This is a genomic window from Pseudoalteromonas shioyasakiensis (assembly GCA_013391845.1).
Classification (GTDB): domain Bacteria; phylum Pseudomonadota; class Gammaproteobacteria; order Enterobacterales; family Alteromonadaceae; genus Pseudoalteromonas; species Pseudoalteromonas apostichopi.
This window is the reverse complement of sequence record CP058414.1, coordinates 3,246,154-3,267,152: the sequence shown is the minus strand read 5'-3', so window position 1 is coordinate 3,267,152 and position 20,999 is coordinate 3,246,154. Positions and strand designations below refer to the sequence as shown.

The 20,999-nt window shown below is 42.4% G+C and carries 15 protein-coding genes and 4 tRNA genes; 16 read left to right on the top strand and 3 right to left on the bottom strand.

The genetic code is table 11. From position 1 onward, the window contains the following. The first annotated feature begins 1 nt into the window (after position 1). From HYD28_14955 to HYD28_14890, 14 genes are all read left to right on the top strand, one after another. Positions 2 to 78, top strand: a tRNA-Arg gene (locus tag HYD28_14955). Positions 79 to 100: 22 nt separating this feature from the next. After that, positions 101 to 177 (top strand) — tRNA-Arg (locus tag HYD28_14950). Between the two features lie 46 nt (positions 178 to 223). Then, positions 224 to 300 (top strand) — tRNA-Arg (locus HYD28_14945). A 111-nt stretch (positions 301 to 411) separates the two neighbouring features. Next, positions 412 to 488: transfer RNA gene (locus HYD28_14940), tRNA-Arg, on the top strand. A 476-nt stretch (positions 489 to 964) separates the two neighbouring features. After that, positions 965 to 2,224: a hypothetical protein gene (locus HYD28_14935; GenBank protein ID QLE10142.1), complete on the top strand. Its 1,260-nt coding sequence runs from the start codon at positions 965 to 967 to the stop codon at positions 2,222 to 2,224. A 16-nt stretch (positions 2,225 to 2,240) separates the two neighbouring features. Continuing rightward, on the top strand, positions 2,241 to 3,617 hold the full coding sequence (locus tag HYD28_14930) for an SH3 domain-containing protein (GenBank protein QLE10141.1): 1,377 nt from the start codon (positions 2,241 to 2,243) through the stop codon (positions 3,615 to 3,617). An 8-nt stretch (positions 3,618 to 3,625) separates the two neighbouring features. Next, on the top strand, positions 3,626 to 4,738 hold the full coding sequence (locus HYD28_14925) for a dipeptide epimerase (GenBank protein QLE10140.1): 1,113 nt from the start codon (positions 3,626 to 3,628) through the stop codon (positions 4,736 to 4,738). Further along, on the top strand, positions 4,735 to 5,484 hold the full coding sequence (locus tag HYD28_14920) for a hypothetical protein (protein ID QLE10139.1): 750 nt from the start codon (positions 4,735 to 4,737) through the stop codon (positions 5,482 to 5,484). The genes HYD28_14925 and HYD28_14920 overlap by 4 nt, the downstream gene beginning before the upstream one ends. An 80-nt stretch (positions 5,485 to 5,564) precedes the next feature. Further along, complete coding sequence (locus HYD28_14915; GenBank protein QLE10138.1) at positions 5,565 to 7,133, top strand: sodium:solute symporter; 1,569 nt, start codon at positions 5,565 to 5,567, stop codon at positions 7,131 to 7,133. Further along, entirely contained in the window at positions 7,134 to 8,045 is a 912-nt protein-coding gene (locus HYD28_14910; GenBank protein ID QLE10137.1) for an ATPase, read from the top strand. It abuts the gene before it with no gap. Then, complete coding sequence (gene murQ, locus HYD28_14905; GenBank protein QLE10136.1) at positions 8,035 to 8,970, top strand: N-acetylmuramic acid 6-phosphate etherase; 936 nt, start codon at positions 8,035 to 8,037, stop codon at positions 8,968 to 8,970. The genes HYD28_14910 and murQ overlap by 11 nt, the downstream gene beginning before the upstream one ends. Beyond that, positions 8,970 to 10,148 (top strand): DUF1343 domain-containing protein, encoded by a 1,179-nt coding sequence (locus tag HYD28_14900; GenBank protein QLE10135.1) that lies wholly within the window; start codon positions 8,970 to 8,972, stop codon positions 10,146 to 10,148. The genes murQ and HYD28_14900 overlap by 1 nt, the downstream gene beginning before the upstream one ends. A gap of 153 nt (positions 10,149 to 10,301) precedes the next feature. Then, entirely contained in the window at positions 10,302 to 10,481 is a 180-nt protein-coding gene (locus HYD28_14895) for a hypothetical protein (GenBank protein ID QLE10134.1), read from the top strand. Then, positions 10,481 to 10,735: an energy transducer TonB gene (locus tag HYD28_14890; GenBank protein QLE10573.1), complete on the top strand. Its 255-nt coding sequence runs from the start codon at positions 10,481 to 10,483 to the stop codon at positions 10,733 to 10,735. The genes HYD28_14895 and HYD28_14890 overlap by 1 nt, the downstream gene beginning before the upstream one ends. 69 nt (positions 10,736 to 10,804) lie before the next feature. On the opposite strand, the gene HYD28_14885 is transcribed toward HYD28_14890, so the two are convergent. Then, complete coding sequence (locus tag HYD28_14885; protein ID QLE10133.1) at positions 10,805 to 13,825, bottom strand: TonB-dependent receptor; 3,021 nt, start codon at positions 13,823 to 13,825, stop codon at positions 10,805 to 10,807. 377 nt (positions 13,826 to 14,202) lie between these two features. Then, positions 14,203 to 15,048 (bottom strand): SIS domain-containing protein, encoded by an 846-nt coding sequence (locus tag HYD28_14880; protein ID QLE10132.1) that lies wholly within the window; start codon positions 15,046 to 15,048, stop codon positions 14,203 to 14,205. Positions 15,049 to 15,385: 337 nt separating this feature from the next. Between HYD28_14880 and pbp4b the strand changes: the two genes are divergently transcribed. Both pbp4b and HYD28_14870 read left to right on the top strand, forming a co-directional pair. Continuing rightward, a complete protein-coding gene (gene pbp4b / locus HYD28_14875; protein QLE10131.1) occupies positions 15,386 to 17,833 on the top strand; it encodes a penicillin binding protein PBP4B in 2,448 nt (815 codons plus the stop codon). Positions 17,834 to 17,927: 94 nt separating this feature from the next. Then, on the top strand, positions 17,928 to 19,304 hold the full coding sequence (locus HYD28_14870) for a sodium:proton antiporter (GenBank protein QLE10130.1): 1,377 nt from the start codon (positions 17,928 to 17,930) through the stop codon (positions 19,302 to 19,304). A gap of 293 nt (positions 19,305 to 19,597) precedes the next feature. Here the strand turns inward: HYD28_14870 and HYD28_14865 are convergent, their stop codons facing one another. Beyond that, positions 19,598 to 20,734, bottom strand: coding sequence for a PQQ-dependent sugar dehydrogenase (locus HYD28_14865; protein QLE10129.1), 1,137 nt, complete (start codon positions 20,732 to 20,734; stop codon positions 19,598 to 19,600). Positions 20,735 to 20,999 lie beyond the last annotated feature (265 nt).

The window sequence follows — 20,999 nt, the reverse complement described above, 5'->3', positions numbered from 1 at the left end:
TGGGCGCATAGCTCAGCTGGATAGAGTACCTGGCTACGAACCAGGCGGTCGGAGGTTCGAATCCTCCTGCGCCCACCATCCTTTACTAAAATCAAAATGTGGGCGCATAGCTCAGCTGGATAGAGTACCTGGCTACGAACCAGGCGGTCGGAGGTTCGAATCCTCCTGCGCCCACCACTTTTGAAAAGTCTTAGTGAGACTTAAACTAACTAAAATAGAATGTGGGCGCATAGCTCAGCTGGATAGAGTACCTGGCTACGAACCAGGCGGTCGGAGGTTCGAATCCTCCTGCGCCCACCACTTTCTATACATTCATACTGCAATGTTCGAAAGTGCAAACCGACTAAATGTCGGTTTTTTTGTGTTTTAATAACACCGTCATTGCAAGACGTAAATAAGCAGAACCATTGCGGACGCGTAGCTCAGCTGGATAGAGTACCTGGCTACGAACCAGGCGGTCGGAGGTTCGAATCCTCCCGCGTCCGCCACTTTCTTCTGGAAAGTGACATAAACCGACGAAAGTCGGTTTTTTTGTGCCTGAAATTCGCGTAGGAGCTTGAAAGCTCGATATAAACCTGTAGCAGCGAATTTATATCGCGTTTATTATCGTAATATTCGTAGCAGCGACTTCAGTCGTGAACATCACGCTTCCACTCCACAAATTAAACCCCAACTCAAAATACAAAAAATACACCCAGTAGGCGTGAAACTTGTTTCGCGCGCATCGCGCATTAAGATAATGTCGCTCCAGACGATGAACAATACCCCTTCGAGACGATAGACTTTAATCGTTAAATTATTTTTTAAGCCAGCGTCTTATAGGCAATAAAACCGAGTTAATTTGCTTCATGAAGAAATTGTGTTAGATTTAATAAAATATTCCAAAAAAAATAACAAGTGGGAATTTTATTTTATGTATGCGAAAGGTGCATATCAAAAACGGCTGGCTATAAGTTGCGGCTTGATGCTTTTGACTGGTTGTGAAGCGAACACAGAAAAAACCCCATTAACAGACCAACAATACTTTGAGCAGGTAATGTTAGCTCCCGCTATTTTGCCAAAAGATTTAAAAAATACTGGTTGCTTATCACTGGAAGGTGAAAGTCAGCAGCCAGGCTATAAATCAGCAACTGAGGTTAATTATCAACAGGCAGGTTGGCAAAACAGAGTGGCGGCCGATTGGCAGTATTTCTTAGCCTCTGAGCAGCCAGGTAAATTTCTATTAATAGATTATCAAGTACAGGCTGGGCAGCTAGCCTATCGCTATTTAAGTGATGGCAGCCATAATGAATTGTATGAGCCTTGGAGCTCATCAAAAATTCAAGCATTTAGCGGTGCGCTATCTAAAGTAAGACAAACCCACCCAGAGCTTGGTGCAACGCTCTATGCAGGTGATACAGCGCTGGCAGATTTGATCAGCAGTATTAATAGCTATGAAGCATTTGGTAAAGCCGATGGCAACTCAAATGCTATTGCCAGTTATTTTGTGAATGTGGCAGGGCGAGAGTACTTACGTGGACTTTTTAATGATGGCTGGCTCAAACTACAGGATGAGCGTTTGTTATTTAACGGCGCATATGGCTCAGAGCAGTTTATGCCATCAGACGAGTATTGGCATAACCCTGCAAATAATGAGCTTGATGCAAAAGTCGTTCATTATATAACAAGCAGTGATGATCCCGGCTATTTAGGATATCGTTGCGACAGTTGTGGCTTAACGGGCAACAAAGCAATGACTACACTTGCTCAAGCTGAATGGTTAAAGCGCTTGGTTAGTCACCAGCGTGAGCCAAGTACACAAATGCCTTATTTACAAGCAAGTGATGTTGATGTGCTACTTAACGGCACAGGTCATACCTACGAACAGGCTCAAGTAGGCGGCATGATGGTAGGTATCAGTCAAATTGTTACAAATGCGTTGGCAGATGTTATTGCGCCAAATGATAGTCGCTCTGCAAAAGAGGTGCTCGATAGCACAACCAATGGGCAGTGGCGTGTATGGCAAAAAATTGGTTGGGGACCAAGTGAAACGCGCTCCACCACAGAAGCCGTGATGCTGGCACATGTGTGTCTAGGAAATTATCAAGGTGGGCGTGAGTTTACATTTAGTGTACAGCAGTCAACTCAGGGGGCTGACGAAGCCAATTTGCCGACAGTCGGTAAGCAAATGCAGCAAAAATTGCAGCATGCTTTTACAAAATTATTAGATTCACGCTTTCAATAAGAATTAAGGTACAGCTATGCGTCGTTCAATTATCGCTTTATCAATTACTTTAGGTGTTGCCTTTAGTGCACCCATGCATGCCGAAGGTTGGCAATCAGATGTTATCGGGGTCACGCAGTCACAGCTTTCTCCTAGCTACTGGTTAGCGCAAGGGGCATCGGCAAAAATGATTATGACGGAGGCTCAAATTGCTGCCTTCAACGAAAAACTTATTAAAGATAATAAATACATTGTTGATCCACTGTCTTTCCAAAAATCGCTTAGTAAAGACGAGCTAACAAGTGCCATTCACTCGGCAAGTGCAATTCCAAAAAGCCCGCGTTTTTTTACCGACGGCCGACAACTCACTGCGAAAGATTTTGCTAAATATCAGGCTAACTTAAATCTTAACAAAGTCGCAGATACTAATAAGGTGCGTTTTGCAGTGGTAGTTAAACGTACTGCATTACGTACATTTCCAACTTGGGATCGGGTTTTAAATAGTGGCCTTGATCAAGACTTAGATCGCTTCCAAGAAAGTGGCATGTTCCCGGGTGAGGCTGTGGCTGTATTACATCAAAGCGCAGATAAAAAGTGGTTGTTAGTACGTGCTTACAACTACTTAGCATGGGCACCTGCCGAAGATCTTGCCTTTGCTGATGCGGATAAAATAAAAGCTTATCGTGAACAAGATAACTTCTTGGTTGTGACAGGTGCAAAAGTAAATACTGCTTATGTGCCAAACGATGAAAGCCGCTCAGAAGTGCAACTAGATATGGGGGTACGCTTACCCTTAGTTGATAGTGAGAAAGTACCTTATTTGCTAAACGGCCAAAATAGCTATGCCAGCCATGTTGTACAGTTACCTACTCGTGATGAGCAAGGTCAACTTGTAATTAAACCAGCGATGATCAGCAAAACTGCCGATGTAAATTTAGGTTACTTAGACTACAACGAGCAAAATCTAATTAAACAAGGCTTTAAGTTTTTAGGTGAGCGTTATGGTTGGGGGCATGATTACAATGGCCGCGACTGCACCGGGTTTGTTGGTGAAATTTATAAAAGCTTTGGCCTATTAATGCCGCGTAATTCAGGGCAGCAAGGCAGTAGTGAATACGGGCAAAATAATCGTTTTGATAAGAATACCGCTGCGGATGCCAAGATACCAACGGTTAAAAATATGGCGATTGGCGATCTGATCTATATTCCTGGTCACGTGATGATGTACTTAGGGGAGCATCACGGCGAGCCGTATGTTATTCATGATGTCAAAGGATTAGGTTACAACAAAGGCGATGGCAGCTTTTATAGTAGTGCCTTGAATGGGGTGTCTGTGACACCTTTGTTGCCATTAAGATTATCTCAAGAAACCAGTTATTTAGACCGTGTTTATAACATTAAGCGTATTCGCTAGAGGCCGATATGAAAATTAAAGCTGTTCGCTTTGCAAAGCTCAAAGTGCCGTTAGTTACCCCATTTAAAACAGCACTGAGAGAAGTGAGTTTTATCGAAGACTTAGTGGTTTTAATCGACACCGAATGTGGTCAAATTGGCTATGGCTCAGCGGCCTCAACACCGGTTATCACTGGTGATACCCATCAAGGGATGATAGCGGTCATTAAGCAGTTTATTGCGCCTAAGTTGGTGGGGCAAGAAATTGAAAACATCAACCAGCTCACTCAAATTATTCAATCAACCGTGGTTGGCAACAGTAGCGCAAAAGCCGCCCTAGAACTGGCTGTGTACGACTTGTGGGGTAAGCTCTATCAAGCACCTTTATATAAGTTACTTGGCGGCGGTAAGTCAGAACTTAAAACGGATATTACTATTAGCGTCGATAACATTGATAAAATGCTCAGTGACTGTCAGCTAGCCGTTGAGCAAGGCTTTGACGTATTAAAAATAAAAATTGGCAATAACCTTAATCAAGATATTGAACGTGTCAAAGCAATCCACGCGGGCTTTGCTGCTAAGGCGCAATTACGTTTAGATGTAAACCAAGGTTGGAATGCCAAACAAACTGTGTTTGCATTACAACAACTTGAGCAAGCTGGCGTGGTGTTAGAGTTAGTTGAGCAACCAGTAAAAAGCAGTGACTTTCAAGGCCTCAAATATATTACTGAGCGGGTGAATACACCGATTATGGCTGATGAAAGCGCCTTTTCACCTAAGCAAGTAATCCAGCTTTTAGAGTTGGGAGCGGTTGATATTATCAACATCAAGTTAATGAAAACGGGCGGTTTAAGCCGGGCAATTGAGATTGCTAACATCACAGCCCAATATCAAGCTGAATGTATGATTGGTTGTATGCTAGAGGGCAGTATTGCTGTCGCAGGGGCTGCACATTTAGCTTCTGCCAAAGCACAACAAATCAGTAAAATTGACCTAGATGGCCCAGCTCTTGGTCAGTATGACCCTGTACAAGGTGGGGTTGAGTTTATCGGCCCTCAAATAAGCTTATCGGATAAACCAGGTCTTGGTATTGAATCAATAAAAGGGCTTGAACTAATAACAAACGGAGTATGGCCAGCATGAAAAAACTAGTTAGTCTTATTGCAGCTGTGAGTTTAACGGCTTGTGCAAGCAAAGAGTCACCTAAACCTGTTATTGATAACAGTCATCAGCAACTCGTGGTGGTGGTCGCTAATGACAGTGATGCTATTGATGCCACGCTGTATCGCTTTGAAAAAGACGCCGGTAAATGGCAACAACAAGGCGAACAACATGCGGTAGTACTTGGTCGTACCGGTCTTGCTTGGGGAGTGGGGCTGCACCCTGCACAACCAGGTCAGCAAAAACAAGAAGGGGATGGTAAAGCGCCTGCTGGTATTTTTGAGCTAGGTACTGCATTTGGGTATTTAGATTCATTACAAACGAACCTAAGTTATCAAGCAATGACTGCAAACGATTACTGCATTGATGTGAAAGGCTCGCCTTTTTACAATCAACTGGTCGACAAAGCACAAGTAGGCGAAGACGCAGTAAAAGACTCTTCAGAATGGATGCGCCGTGATATATACAGCCAAGATAATTTGTATAAAAAAGGCATTGTTGTTAAGCATAATCCAAGCAATATCAATGGCGCGGGTAGTTGTATCTTTATGCATTTATGGCGTGCGCCTAGCAAGCCTACAGCTGGTTGTACAGCAATGACAGAACGCAATATGGACGCTTTGCTTGCTTGGTTAGATGAACGTAAAAAGCCTTTATTAGTCAGCTTGACCAAGGCGCAATATCAACAAAAGCAAAGTCAGTGGCAATTACCTAACTTAGCTGAATAAAAATAATAAAATAAAAGTATTTTAATTCTGTCATAATGATGGAATAATATATTCCATTGAGGTTTGGGTTAGGATAATAAATGAGTGCAAATTACGCTTTACTTGATTGGCTAGTATTCGCAAGTTACGGTGCAATTTTATTGCTAAGTGGCTGGTGGTTTAATCGCAAACGCGCTAACTCAAGCCAAGATTTTTTTCTAGGCGGAAATAGTATGCCAACTTGGATGGTGGCTATTTCTGTTTTAGCTACCTCACAATCTGCAGCAACCTTTATCGGTGGGCCAGATCAAGGCTATCAAGGTGACTTTTCCTACATAGCCACTAATATCGGTGCGTTTATTGCCGCCTTTGTCGTATCGGCATTTTTAATTCCAAAGTTCTATCAGCAAAAAGTATTTACGGTTTATGAGCTACTAGAAAAACGCATCGGTCCAAAGGCAAAGCGTCGCAGTGGCTTGATGTATTTATTTGGCCGTGTGTTTGCCAGTGGTGCGCGTTTGTACATGGCGGCCATTGCCGTGGCGATGATTTTATACGGAAATATAGATGCAGACAGTGTGGTTATAGCTACTCTGGTGTTAGCACTTGCTGGCTTGCTTTATACCTTTTTGGGGGGGATTCGCAGTGTTATTTACTCAGACGTGTTGCAAAGTATTGTTTACGTGAGTGCTGCTATAGCGGTCATATGGAGCTTACTTGCCGTTATTCCTGCTGATTTTTCGACTATTATCGCAACACTCAATGAGCCAAGCCCAGGTGCAGATTCTAAACTAGCACTGTTTAAATTTGATTTAGATTTTGGCCCGTCTGGGGTGTTTAACATGGCCTCTGTTTTAACAGGTTTTGTACTTTTAAACATCGCTGCATTTGGATTAGACCAAGATATGACGCAGCGTTTATTAACCTGTAAAAGCCCTAAAGAAGGCAGTAAGGCGTTATTACTATCTGTAGTGATGGTGATTCCCGTTATGGCTATTTTTATCTTTATAGGTTTTCTGCTTTATATTGTTTATCAGCAACCTGCATTGATGAACAGCGAGGCAGGCCAAGCCGTTGTACAAGAGTTTAATGGCGAAAAAATCACAATCTTTATGTACTACGTATTGAACGAAGTACCAGCAGGAGTTAAAGGTTTGGTGAGCGTTGGTATTATTGCTGCCGCTATTTCTACGTTGAACTCAGGGCTTAGTTCGATGTCTTCAGTCATCGTACAAGATATCTATCGTCCGTATTTAGAAAAACATAATAAACAAGTTAGTGATCATCACTTTGTCAAAGCAGGTCGTGTCGGTATGGCAGTGGTGAGCCTTGCCTTAGCGCTAATGGCTATTCTTTGTTATTTCTGGCAGCAATACAGTGATATGCCATTATTAAAATTTGCTTTAAGTGTGATGGTGTTCTCTTACAGTGGCTTGTTAGGTGTGTACTTTACGACGTTGTTCACCAAACGTGGCAGTGAAGGCTCAGTGCTAGCTGCGCTGATAGCAGGTTTTATGGTGACCTTATTAATGCAGCCATACATGATTGACTGGTTACTACCTGAGACAATGCGTTTTTACCTAGGATTTACTTGGCAACTGTGTATAGGCACTTTGCTTGCGACACTTGTGTGTTGCTTTGGTAAATCATCGAACGAGAAGAGTGCATAAATGGCAGTTCGCTATATTCTAGCCATTGATGGTGGCGGCACTAAAGTGTTAGCTGAGCTTAAGGAGCTGGCAAGTGATGCTGTTTTTCATGCTCAGGCCGGTTCGGCGTCAATTTCGAATGATCTTGATTTAGCGTTAGAAAATATTGTTAAAGTGACCCGCGATGTATGCCAGCAAAGTGGCGCAGAGCCAAGTGAAATCGTCACCGTTATGGGGGTGGCTGGTGGCTCATCGGTAAGCCTTGCTGAGCAATTAAAAGTGATGCTTAAACTGGTGTACGAAATTGAATTTGCCAGTTTGCAAATCACCAGTGATGCAATTACTTCATTATATGGTGCAAACCTTGGCGAGCCATGTGTAGTTATTGCACTTGGCACAGGTGCTGTCGGAGCAAGATTAAATGCTCAAAAGCAAACAAAGTTGGTTAGTGGCTGGGGCTTTACTGTTGATGATTTTGGCGGTGGTGCCCGTATAGGTCTTATGGCTGTGCAGCAATTATTAAACGATATAGATATTTATGATTTACCAAAAAGCCGATTAACGATTCGTTTGAGTGAGCAGCTAGGATGCACTCGACAAGCAATTAGTAGTTGGCTTAAGCAAGCAAAACCTGCGGACTATGCAGCATTTAGTCCTTTAGTGTTTAGCTTGAAAAATGACTGTAAAGCGGCAAATAGTGTATTAACAGAGCACACTCAATCGGTAGTTCAGTTAATTAATAAAAGCCGAGGAAACTCACTATTACCAGTGATTTTAATTGGTGGTTTGGCGAAAGTTAGCCAACCATTATTGCCACTTGCTTTACAAAACGAATTATCTCCTTGCAAGGGAGATTCATTAACTGGTGCTGCGATTTTAGCAGCAGAGCATTACCATGACATTATTGAAAAAGGACAACCCAATGAGCCCTGAGCACGTATTTAAGCAACAGCGTGAGTTACTCGAAGAGTTAAACGGCATTGTCTCCGAAGGACAAAACCCAGACACTTTGGATATCGATCTGCTCAGCTCCACTGAGATCCTCACTAAAATCAATAATGAAGATCACAAAGTGGCTGAGGCGGTTAAATTAGTTATCCCGCAAATTAGTGAAGCGGTAGACCACGTAGTCGAAGCCTTTCAAAATGGCGGTAGGTTGATTTACATTGGGGCAGGCACTAGTGGTCGTTTAGGGATTTTGGATGCGGTTGAATGTGCTCCTACCTATAGCGTGAGCGATCAGCAAGTGTTGGGTATTATTGCCGGTGGTGACACTGCTGTTAAGAAGGCTGTTGAAGGTGCTGAAGATAGTACGACACTTGCCGTTGAAGACTTAAAAAATGTTAATTTAAACAGTAAAGACGTGGTGGTTGGCATTGCTGCCAGTGGCCGTACTCCTTATGTTTGCTCGGCAATTGAATACGCTAAATCACTCGGTTGTGTGACTGTGGGTGTCACATGTAATCCAAATTCAGCGGTGATGCTTTTACCTCAAATCGGCATTTGTCCTGTTGTTGGAGCTGAAGCCGTAACTGGCTCAACACGAATGAAATCGGGCACTGCGCAGAAACTCGTACTTAATATGCTAAGTACAGCTAGCATGATCCGCACTGGCAAGGTGTATAAAAACCTGATGGTTGATGTGAATGCTAGTAATGAAAAACTATATGCTCGTGCTATTCGTATTGTTATGCAAGCAACAGACTGTACTCAGCAGCAAGCTGTTGATGCATTAAAGCAAGCAGATCAAAGTGCTAAACTTGCTATTTTAATTGTGCTAACAGGAAAACCTGCGCCTGAAGCAAAACAGTTACTTTCAAAAGCCGGCGGCTTTTTACGTAAGGCGGTTGAAGAATAATGCGTTTTTTAGCTGTTTTACTCGTTAGTTGTTTCGCGCTTTTAGGTTGCCAAGAAACGCCTGTACAAGCACCTGAGAAAACCCAGCCTTTGCAAGTAGGGGCTGCTAATTTTCAAGCCTACGTTCCAGCACTAAAAGGTAAACGTGTCGGGTTAGTGGTTAATCAAACATCAGTAGTTAATGGTCAACATTTGGTTGATGCATTACTAGATAAAGGCGTTGTCGTTAGCAAAATATTTGCCCCTGAGCATGGCTTTCGCGGCGATCATGACGCTGGAGCTCATGTTAAAAGCACAGTAGATGCTAAAACTGGCATCGATGTTGTGTCGATTTATGGCAGTAACAAAAAACCAAGCCCTGAGATGCTTGCAGATTTAGATGTCATTATTTTTGATATTCAAGATGTCGGTGTGCGTTTTTACACTTACATCAGCTCAATGCACTACGTGATGGAAGCCGCTGCTGAAAATAGTAAAGAGGTTGTGGTTCTAGACAGACCAAACCCGAATATTGCCTATGTTGATGGACCTATCCTTGACCCACAATTTCGTTCGTTTGTTGGCATGCACGAAATTCCTGTTTTGCACGGTATGACAGTGGCGGAACTTGCTCAAATGATCAAAGGTGAAGGCTGGATAAATGATGCTAATAAGCTTGAACTAAGCGTTGTGCCCGTTGCGAATTATGACCGTACTATGGCTTATGAGTTACCAATAAAGCCTAGCCCTAACTTACCGAATGCACAGTCAATTGCGCTTTATCCATCACTATGTTTCTTTGAAGCAACACCCGTGACTATTGGTCGTGGCACTGACTTTCCGTTCCAAGTGGTGGGCTATTCACCAGTAAAATTGGGTGAATTTAGTTTCACGCCAAGGGCGATTAAAGGCGCTTCAATGAACCCTAAATTCAAAGGCGTTGAAGTATTTGGTCAAGACTTACGAGATGCTGATATTCATGGCTTAGATTTAAGTGTGTTTATTTCGGCATACCAACAGCTGAGCGCGAATGATCAAGAATTTTTTGAACGCGCTGTCTTTATGGACAAACTTGCAGGCACTGATAAATTGCGTTTAGCCATTGAAGCAGGCCAAACTGAGCAGCAAATAAAGCAAAGCTGGCAAGCCGATTTAAGTGCTTTTAAACGCAAGCGAGCCCCATATTTGCTGTATCAATAATAGCTAGATAACTAGATAAAAAAGAACGAGGCGCTTGCCTCGTTTTTTAATATCTCTAAAAATTAATTGTGGTATATTCAGGAACTTGTTTTCATACCAGTTTGCTTAATTCAATTATGTATTATTACGAGTTGGTATCATTAAGGATATACCATGAAAGCTTATTTAAGCATTGCCGTACTTGCTTTACTAGCTGGCTGCTCACAACTCCCTAACACTTCAAAAAGTAACTCAACCGATGTACTCGACCTTCGTGATGATAAAAATGCAGCAGAGCAGTTGTGGACACTTAAAAATGCAACAAAGCCTAAAACTACCCAAAAGCAGCTTTAATATCTAAGCAGACGGGCTGTGCGCGCTTTGTAATTACCATTGATAATCAGGGTAATACCACCGATATTCGTTTTTTGGAGAGCTTCCCAGAAGGGCTGTTTGTAGATGTGTCACGAGAGTCGCTTAAAAATTGGCAATGGCAGGCAAGTACAAGTAACAACGAGTCGCGAGCGATTATTCGAACTGTGCAGCTCGACTACTTTATGAAAGAAGCGACTAATTTAGCTGCGGCAAAAGCATTTTGTACAATTTAAGCTTTTGGCTTTTACTTTTTTCAGGCATAAAAAAGGGCCGCAATAGCGGCCCCAACAGGATAAATTAACTTAGAACTTGAAGTTAAACGACAGCTGCACGCGACGTGGGCTGTAGTAGTTACGATATTCACCAAAGTTTTCTGACGAGACATATGGGTTATTGTTGTAACCTGTTTGACGGTCAAATACATTGAAAATATCAGCACGGAATTGTAGTTCCATGTCACCTGAGAACTTAAAGTCTTGGGTGTAGTTTAAGTCAAGTTGCCAATGGCTTGGACTACGACGACTGCCTGCAGGCTCGCTGTAACGCGTTGTGCCACTTGAGTAACCGTAGATTGAACCATCCCATGCTTCCCAAGGTTTACCCGACTGGAATACAAAGTATGCACCAATGTTTGCATCCCATGGCACTGTATAGTAACCATAGACTTTTACTTTATGCGGTTTATCACCTGATAATGTGCCGTATTTGTAATCCCAAGGGTAACGACCACGGCCATCACCATAGTTTGATGAACCAATGAAGGTATTCGCATCTGTTGTTGCTGTGGTGTTATCTTGGTCGAAGTTACCGTAGTAATGACTCCAAACATAAGAAGCATTGATATAGCTGTTTTCACCTAGGTATTCAGCTTCGATGCTTGCTTCCCAATATTTAGTCTCGCCACCATCTACTTCGGCAATAACATAAGATGAACCACCAATTTCATCGCGGATTTCAGCGAGGTTATCGACATAAAGGCCTTTGTCTGCAATATGTTGTGGTACGCCATCAGCATCAACGCCAGAGTAGTCAGTTAAGCGGGCATTGTTTGGCATATCTTCCCAGAAATGCGATGCCTTACGGTGACGAACATGAGCACGTAATACTAAATCAGAGCCCACATATTTAGTAGTACCAAGCGTAAACTCTTTGATTTGACGAGGTTTTAAGTTATCAGCAAATACTTTACCAGATGAACCTTGACGCGGCTCTGCATAAATTACGTTGCCGTCTGCATCAAATTCAACTTCGATTTCGGCACGGGTATTACGGTCCCAAGAGGCGGCACGTGCAAGTGAGCTTGCTTCTGGGTTATACATTGAGAAGTTAGCAAATATAGCGTCTTGATCTGCATAGTTCCAATTCACACCTAAACGCGGTTGGATCATATCTGACCAATCTGTTTGGTACATTTTGTATTTTTCGCCTGGGGCTAACTCATAACCTGAGATCGTGCCAGATGCCGATTTAAGGCCTTGGCCATACCAAGTATCGCGGCTCACTAACACACCCACATTGTAAGTCCAATCACCTACTTCAATGGTGTCGTTGATTTCGAAGTTAAGGGTTTCCATTTCTGAGTTAATAGCAGAAACGGCATCACCACCTGCTACTAAGCTCATTTGTTGCACGCGAGCACGGTAAATAACCGGCGCAGAGCTGCCTTCTTCTAAGCTTTCATCTAGGCCGCCAACATAAGAGATGCTACCCCAACCATTTGAAAGACGAGACAGTACTTCTTTACCTTCTTTCCACTCGCCACCTAAATGTAATGTATGGTAGCTATCGCCCCAAGTAAATTCATGTTCTAGATTTAACTCAAAGCTATCACGGTAGAAGTCGATATTATCGTATCGGTAATACGCACCAACACCGCCGCCGCCTCGCATTTGACCATCTTCGGTATAACCGTATTGTGCAATTAGTGGTGCTGCGCCTGCATTATATGCAGCAATTTGTTCCGCAGTGTAGTTATCATCAGCATCTAATAAGCTAGGGACACTGAAGTAACCCATTTCAGTTAGATTATTTAAGTCAAGCTGGCTCGTTAATGAAGGTACTACTGATAATTCAGTATCTGGCTTACCTGCTGTTTCTATCTCTAATTTACTGTATTGGAATGAAAGAGTTGTTGCATCGCCTAAAATCCACGAACCATCTAAAGTAAAGATATCTTGGTTGGCTTCATCACCAGCAGATACACTGTCAGTTTCGTAAGCGCCAATTGAACGGCCTTCAATGGTTTTTTCTGAGGTACGCTGTGAAATATTAAGTAAAATATCGTCAGTAGGTGCCCAAGTTAATTTACCAAAATACTCATCACGAACACTTTTAAAGTCTTTTACAGCACCATAGGCAGTATCTTTATTGGTACGCTTTTCTTCTGGGCGGTAATAAGAAGTATAAAAATACAACGTATCTTCAATGAGTGGGCCGCCTAAACTTGCTGTTAACCAGCTTTTATCAAGCTCATAGCTTTCTTGGCCTGTTGGTGTTGCCACTAAACTCTTAGGTTGAACTTTGTATTCAACATTGCCGTGGAATTCGTCAGTACCTGATTTTGATACGGTGTTAATTGAGAAACCACCTGAGCGGTTAAAGCCAACGGCTTTTGCACCACCGCGGTCCATAGTAACGTAAGCAACGTCATGGGTTGATGGCTCAGATGCTAAGTTACCAAACATTGGGAGTGAAACATCTACGCCGTCAAAGCCGTAAGAGTTATCAACACCCGAACCACCTGCTGATGGACCAAGCGTTGCATTTTCTGATAGCTCAACACCCGGAACAAGTTTTAGTAGGTCACGGTAATCTTGACCAACTGGCACGCTGTTGATTGCTTCTTCGCCTAATGAGTTAGTCAGTGCAGACTTACCTTGGCGGAATAATTTACTGCCAGTAACTGTAATGACTTCAACGTTTTCGTTAGCACCGCCCATAGTGACATTTAAGCTTGATGTTTGCTCAAGTAAAACGTCGACAGTCATGGTTTGAGTTACACCGTTTTTATCAGTGAAAGTCAGTTCATAAGTACCTGGTTTTAATTGCGGTAAGTCGTAGCTGCCATCTTCTCGCGTAACGACTGTACGTGGTTTTGGCATCACATTACTTTTTGCTGTAACTGTGATCCCCGCCAGTGACTGCTGCGCTTTAGGTGATGATACTTTACCTTTGATCCCGCCGGTTAGATTTGCAAAGGCTGGCGCGCTGGCTAGAGCTGCGGCCATAACAACACCGGTGAAGGCTGTTTTCTTTGCGCGAAGTGCATTGCTTGTCGCTTTTGCTATATAGCTCATTGCGAGTGTGGATGCATGTTGTTTCATTGTTTCCCGTCCTTATATTTATATGCTTTGCTGGACTACTTACCCAATTGAGACTTATGAACTTTAAAATTATGTTGCCCACATATTAAACAGGTGTTATCTAAGTTGGTCAAGAATATTTTTTCATTTAAAGGTTGGTTTTTAGGAATAAAATATATAACCGATTTTAGGTAAAGCTCAGTAATGACTTGCTTTAGCAGGGTGCTAATTTATTCTTAGTACAATTTTGTAAGAAATTATGACTTCTTAGTCAGTGGCTTAACAGAAGCATTATATGGGGTGAAGGCAGTGTTGAGTCGTTAATTTAAGGTAAAATTCAGGCACTAAAAAAGCAGCCAGAGCTGCTTATTAGTGTTCTTATCGTAGAAAATAAGAAATTAGTTATTCTTAAATTCCCCAACAACTTCATTAGAATGTTCTAGTAACTTGCGACCTTGGCGGCTCGATTGCGTTAGGGCGATAAACAAAATGTCGATTACAAAATCTTGTGCCGTACGCGCTAAAATTGATGATAAACGCACAGATTCGCCTTCAGCAACCGAATAAAGCTTTACATCTGCTGAGTCGGCTACAAGGCTACTACCAAATTTTGTGACTGAGATCACCGAGCTTGAATTTTTCTTGGCTTGCTTTACAACTTCGGCAATTTCGCGAGTCATACCTGATTCACTTATCGCAATGACCAAATCACCTTTTGAAAACGTCGCCACATACGCAAGTTGTGCGTGCCCATCCGGCTCCGCAATTGCTGGCATACCGAGTTTTTGTAATTTATAAGAAAAATCTTTTGCAACCAGAGCCGAGCCACCTAAACCACAAATTAGAATGCGTTTTGCAGATTTTAATAGCTCTACTGCTTTTTCAACTGCCGGCGCTTCGTTTAGGTTCTTGGTTTCGGTTAATACCGCCAGTTTACTGCTTAATAGCTTTTCGGCGATTTGCTCTAGCGAGTCATTAAGGGTGATTTTACCATGTAGCTTAGGTTCGCTGCTTTCATCATTAAGGGCATCAATTACCGCAAGCTTAAAAGCAGGAAAGCCTTTATAACCTAATTTTTGTGAAAACTTCACCACACTTGATTGGCTTACACCAACCACTTTTGCTAGTTCAACCGATGATAAATTACGAATAGCATTCGCTGAATTTAACGTAAAGTCAGCAAGCTTGGCTTCGCTGCTCGATAGAGATTGACGTAAGGCTTTTATTTTTACAAAAGTAGACATAGGGCTCACTTTGTTTGCTTAACTTAGTCAAAACGCAAAGCAATGGTTCAATTATAAACACAGGGCTTGGGCGCATTGTTTGCTTAACATGACGACTTATTTTTGTTTTAGCTAACCTAAGTTTGGAATATTTTTCTTAATTTAGATGGAATAATATAGTTTTATTCCATAATAGATACAACACTAATTATTGAGATAGCTCTATTTTTAGTAGCTTATCGATAATATATGCTTTTTATTCTTTGTTTGTGAAATAAAATATTTTACATGTTAAGTAGGTGTTGCTACTGTATTGCTGAGAATCGTCAACGCTTAAATCATCAGGTATGAATCTGTTATGAGTTTTACCCCTTTGAAAACATTTCTTAAACAGCTGTGTTATCTCAGTAGTGCGGCATTATTAGTAAGCTGTGCCAGTAATCCATATACCTACACACAGTCAGCTAATTATAGCCACCGTGTTAAGTTTTTAGTAATGCATTACACCGCCATTGATTACGAAAAATCAATGCACGCTTTAGTCGATGAAGGGGGCTTGAGCTCTCATTATTTATTACCTGAGTCAGGCGATCCAAGTTATCCAAAAGACGATTTAGAAATTATTCAGCTCGTTGATGAAAAAGACAGAGCATGGCACGCCGGACGCAGTTTTTGGCAAGGCCGAGAAGATTTAAATGACCATTCAATTGGTATTGAAATAGTGAATGTACCAACCTGTCATATTCCTGAGCAAACTAAGCTTGCGATGGAAAACGACGCTAGCAAGTTATGTATTTTTCCAGACTATGACGCCAAGCAAATAGAACTACTAATAAAGCTAAGCAAAGATATTCTTGCTCGTAACCCTGATATTGGCCCAACTCAAGTGATTGGCCATTCTGATATTGCCCCAAGCCGTAAGAACGACCCTGGTCCGCGTTTTCCTTGGTATCAACTGTATAAAGCTGGTATCGGTGCGTGGTATGAAAGCGACACTGTTGATAAATATTGGCAGCTATTTAGTGCATCAAAGCCTTCTGTTGAATTAATGCAAAAAGCATTGCGCAGTTACGGCTATGAGGTGATTGCAACGGGTCAGCTTGACTCGCAAACGCTCGATGCCTTAAGTGCTTTTCAAATGCACTTTTTGCCTTGGCATGTAAGCGGTAATAATGATGCAAGAAGTGCCGCTGTGCTTTTTGCGTTATTAGATAAATACTTTCCTAAAAAGAGTGAGCGGTTATTTCAAGAATATCAGCAGCAACAGCAAGCGGTTGAGCCAGAGCCAAAAACACTGGCTAATGCACAAGTTGTAGTGCGTATTCCAGCACTTGATCCGAGTAGTCGCGCGCTTGTTAACGACAGAGGTACATTTACAGCTTATAAAGGTCGCGGGGAGATCATCATTGAAAATCAGGATGCAACCAGTGCTGACATTTTTATAAATGGCGAAAAAATTAATATAGCATCGCCATTAACAGCTGAAAAAATATATCAATACAGTTTAGCTAAGCGTACCCATAATGGCATTAACACTTATAAAGTAGAGAATGTATTGCCTGAGGGGGCAAGCTTAACCTTACGTTTTCCCTATCCAAAGCTGGACAAAAGCAGCTCACAAAAACGCTTTACTGCCGTTGATGAATTAATAAATCAAGAGATTCAAGAGGGCTTTCCGGGCGCTGTACTTGCCGTTGTTAAAGATGGCAAACTGATTAAATTAAGCCATTATGGTGCGGCTAAGAAGTATCATGCTGATGGCAGTGAGCTTAACAGCCCACAAGCCATGCAAAACGATACCTTGTTTGATATAGCTTCAAACTCAAAAATGTTTGCCACTAACTTTGCACTCATGAAGCTTGCCAGCGAAGGTAAACTAGACGTAGAGAAACCTTTATTTTATTACCTGCCAGAATTTAGAGGCAGCGGGCGTGAGCAGCGCTTAGTAAAAGATTTACTCACACACAGTGCGGGTTACCCTGCAGTGGTTGATTTTCATCGCAAAGATAATAAATTTGGTGAGCGCTTTTTTTCGCAAAACAGCCTGCGTACTAAAAACCTGCTATTAACTGGCGTCCCTTTCGTCGCTGGCCGTAACGTAAAACACTTATATTCTGATATCGATTATATGTTGCTAGGTGTACTGGTTGAACGCATTAGTGGTATGGCGCTCGATACTTATGTTGAAAGCCAAATTTATCAGCCGCTTGGTTTAACGCATACAGTTTATAACCCGCTGCAAAAAGGTTTTCTAGCCTCACAAATTGCCGCCACTGAGATTAATGGTAACACCCGAGGTGGACGCATCGAGTTTGAAAATATTCGTACCGATGTACTACAAGGTGAAGTACATGACGAAAAAGCGTTTTATGCCTTGGGTGGCGTAGCAGGACATGCAGGGCTTTTTAGTACCGCCAGTGACTTGTCAGTGTTAATGCAAGTACTACTTAATGGTGGCGGCTACGATAACAAGCAGATTTTTACACCGCAAGTACTCGAACAATTTACAAAGCCAGAGGCGAGTGATGAGACCTATGGCTTAGGGTGGCGACGAGCGGGGCATCAAGCGCGTAAATGGCATTTTGGCCCTTATGCCAGCCCGCGAGCTTTTGGTCATACAGGCTGGACTGGCACTGTAACCGTAATAGATCCCGAGTATGACCTTGCCATCGTACTACTAACTAATGCTCGTCATACACCTATTGAAGGTTCGCAAGAAAATTACGAGTTTATTGGCAAACGTTTCGAAACGGGTAAGTATGGCTCTATTATCTCACTGATTTATGAGAGTATATTAAATCACTAGTCGAATTAAGTTGAGTTTAGTGGCAAAGCCATTAAGCTTAGCGAGTTTTCGCATAATAAAAATAAAATGTTGTTCTTAATTTAAAAGGGTTTTTATGTCTTGGTATTCAATTTTACCACCCTTGATTGCTATCTTAATTGTGTTTTGGCGCAAAGAAGTGATCATGGCGTTATTGGTCGCGGTTGCGTCGTCTGAGTTTTTACTTGCTCTGAATGGTGAAGGTAATACCTTGTTTTTCACCTTTATCAATACCATTGAGCGAGTTATTGAAGTTGCCAGCTCCCCTGGTAATAGCCGTATCCTTATCTTTAGTATTCTAATTGGTGCTTTACTTGCTTACATTCGTGAATCTGGCGGTGTGGCTGCTACAGTTAATTTACTGATGAACAAAGGGGTTGCCAAAAGTAAGCGCCAAGTGGGTTACTTAACCATGTTCTCAGGTATTGCGGTATTCATTGAATCGAACTTAAGTGTATTAACCTCGGGGATTTTATCGCGTGGTTTATTCGATAAATTCAAAATGAGCCGAGCACGCCTTGCTTATATTATCGACAGTACCAGCGCTCCTGTGTGTATCTTAATCTTGCTAAATGGCTGGGGCGCTTACGTGCTGGGCCTACTTGGCAATTACGAAATGGAAGAGTCGGCGGTATCGGTATTGTGGGGCAGTATTGGCTATAACTTTTACGCCATTATTACTTTGCTCATCGTGTTTTACACTATTACTTTTGACAAGGTACATGGCCCATTAAAGCAAGCTGAAGAAAATATTGAACAACAAGAAACCGAACTGACTGAAGAAGTTAAAGGCTCAAAAGCGCGTTATATGCTTGTTCCGCTTATTACTTTAATTGGTAGTATGGTTGGCTTTATGTTCTGGACTGGCGATGGTGATATTGCCAGTGGCAGTGGTTCTAAATCAGTGCTGTATGCAACTATTTTAGCGTGTGTTGTAGCTTACTTCTTAATGATCAGCTCTCGTGACTTTACTCACCATAAGCTGGTGGATATCGGCTTTAAAGGTATGGGAGAGCTGTTACCACTGGTTGCTATTGTATTGTTATCGCTGACCTTAGGCGCCAGCTTAAAAGATTTAGGTACAGGTGTGTTTGTAGCAGGCCTTGTGGGTGATTTCTTACCGATATACTTGGTTGTGCCAGTACTGTTTTTAACCGGTGCGGTGATTTCATTTACCACAGGTACCTCGTGGGGCACTTTCGCAATTCTTATTCCGATTGGTGTACCGCTCATTCAAGCTTTAGGATTACCACCTTCATTGGTCATTGCGGCTATTTTAGGTGGTGGTGTGTTTGGCGATCACTGCTCGCCAATCTCAGATACCAGCGCGGTGTCGGCCATTGCATCTGGGTGTGATCTATTAACTCACGTTAAAACCCAAATGCCATACGCCTTATTCGGCGGCGCGTTAACCTTCATCGCTTACCTAGTGACAAGTATTATTGTTTTATAAGTAATAGCTTTAAGCTGTAAGTCTTAAGTTATAAGTAAAAAACCACAGAGGGAGTCTGTGGTTTTTTATTGCTTGAATTTCGATAGCTCGCATATTCAAGTCTGATAGCCGTCAGCCGTCAGCCGTCAGCCGTCAGCCGTCAGTTTGAAAGCTGATGGCTCGTTGAACCATCGTGCGAAATAAATTTCACGCCTACGAGGGGTAAACCCGCTGTTACCTAAAAGCTTGCGACTTTACTCTTGTAACTCGCTACCTTGTATTAAATCTGATAGCTGACGGCTGAAAACTGAAAGCTATATTTTCGGTACAACCTTATAAACACCCACACCATCAACACCAAGATATAAATCACCATTAGGATGGGTGGCAAGGCTGCGCACACGACCTACACCTTCAAATACCTTGCTGTGGCCTATTACTTTGTCACCATCAAGTTTCACCAAAACAAGATGACCAAACTTCATCGAGCCTACGGCAATTTGACCTTGCCACTGTGGGTATTTATCACTGGTGATAAACTCCATGCCTGATGGGGCAATTGAAGGCACCCAATACCAATCAGGTTGTTCCATTCCATCGCGACTGGTTTCGTCGGTAATTTTTGTACCAACGTAGTTGATCCCATAAGTGATCTCAGGCCAACCATAGTTTGCACCTGCTTTAACTATATTGATTTCATCGCCGCCACGAGGGCCATGTTCATGACTCCATATAACCCCCGTTTCAGGGTGCATTGCCATACCTTGAGGGTTACGGTGTCCATATGAATAAATGCTTTTGTGAGTTGTTTTATGGTTATAAAACGGGTTTGATTTAGGGATAGAACCATCGCTATTGATACGGTGAATTTTGCCTGCATCATAGTCAAGGCTTTGTGGGTGAACGTCTCTTTTGCCACGGTCGCCAATAGAGAAGTACAAGTAACCTTCTTTGTCGAACTCAATACGCGAACCATAGTGTTTTGTTGTTTTAATATTTGGCTCGCCATCAAACAATAATTGCTGATCGACGAGCGTCATATCTTTAAAGCGGGCGCGCATAATCGAGGTATTGTAACCCTTACCATCGCCTTCATAGCCCGAGTACGAAAAGTAAATCCAGCCATTTTCGGTAAAGTTCGGATCAAGCTCTATGTCTAATAAGCCCCCTTGACCTTCATCATGTACTTTAGGTGTTCCTTTAACTGTTTGCTCAACGAGTTTGCCATCACGAATTAACCTAAGCTCACCACGTCTGTCGGTAACGAGTAAGTCGCGCTCGTTAAGCCAAGCCATACCCCAAGGTATTTGAATTCCTTCGCTTACTAATTCTAGTTTGTAGTTATTAGCGCTAGCATCCAGAGGAATTTTTTGCTCCGGCTGGGCACAGGCTTGCAAACTCGACAAGCTAATTGAGGCGATGATTAAACTGTTAAACAAAGACCTTTTCATGGTAACTCCATAATATTTAAACACGATGTTACTAGCCTAGCTGGTTCAGCATTAAAGTGTTATTAACATTAGAGCAATGTGCGATTATTGGTAGGAAAAGCGAGGTAAAGAGCGGAGGTTTAGCCGTCAGTCTGAAAGCTGATGGCTCGTTGAACCATCGCTACGCGGGGTAAACCCGCTGCTACTTAAAAACTTGCGACTTTACTCTTGTAGCCCGCTAACTTGTTTTAAATCTGAGAGCTGACGGCTGAAAGCTGATGGCTCG

Bases quoted from the DNA above. Each gene is read 5' to 3' on its own strand.
- HYD28_14870 (QLE10130.1), top strand. From the start codon at position 17,928: ATGTCTTGGTATTCAATTTTACCACCCTTGATTGCTATCTTAATTGTG.
- HYD28_14900 (QLE10135.1), top strand. From the start codon at position 8,970: ATGCGTTTTTTAGCTGTTTTACTCGTTAGTTGTTTCGCGCTTTTAGGT.
- HYD28_14930 (QLE10141.1), top strand. From the start codon at position 2,241: ATGCGTCGTTCAATTATCGCTTTATCAATTACTTTAGGTGTTGCCTTT.
- HYD28_14880 (QLE10132.1), bottom strand. From the start codon at position 15,048: ATGTCTACTTTTGTAAAAATAAAAGCCTTACGTCAATCTCTATCGAGC.
- HYD28_14885 (QLE10133.1), bottom strand. From the start codon at position 13,825: ATGAAACAACATGCATCCACACTCGCAATGAGCTATATAGCAAAAGCG.
- HYD28_14910 (QLE10137.1), top strand. From the start codon at position 7,134: ATGGCAGTTCGCTATATTCTAGCCATTGATGGTGGCGGCACTAAAGTG.
- HYD28_14865 (QLE10129.1), bottom strand. From the start codon at position 20,734: ATGAAAAGGTCTTTGTTTAACAGTTTAATCATCGCCTCAATTAGCTTG.
- HYD28_14895 (QLE10134.1), top strand. From the start codon at position 10,302: ATGAAAGCTTATTTAAGCATTGCCGTACTTGCTTTACTAGCTGGCTGC.
- HYD28_14920 (QLE10139.1), top strand. From the start codon at position 4,735: ATGAAAAAACTAGTTAGTCTTATTGCAGCTGTGAGTTTAACGGCTTGT.
- HYD28_14935 (QLE10142.1), top strand. From the start codon at position 965: ATGCTTTTGACTGGTTGTGAAGCGAACACAGAAAAAACCCCATTAACA.
- HYD28_14925 (QLE10140.1), top strand. From the start codon at position 3,626: ATGAAAATTAAAGCTGTTCGCTTTGCAAAGCTCAAAGTGCCGTTAGTT.
- murQ (QLE10136.1), top strand. From the start codon at position 8,035: ATGAGCCCTGAGCACGTATTTAAGCAACAGCGTGAGTTACTCGAAGAG.
- pbp4b (QLE10131.1), top strand. From the start codon at position 15,386: ATGAGTTTTACCCCTTTGAAAACATTTCTTAAACAGCTGTGTTATCTC.
- HYD28_14915 (QLE10138.1), top strand. From the start codon at position 5,565: ATGAGTGCAAATTACGCTTTACTTGATTGGCTAGTATTCGCAAGTTAC.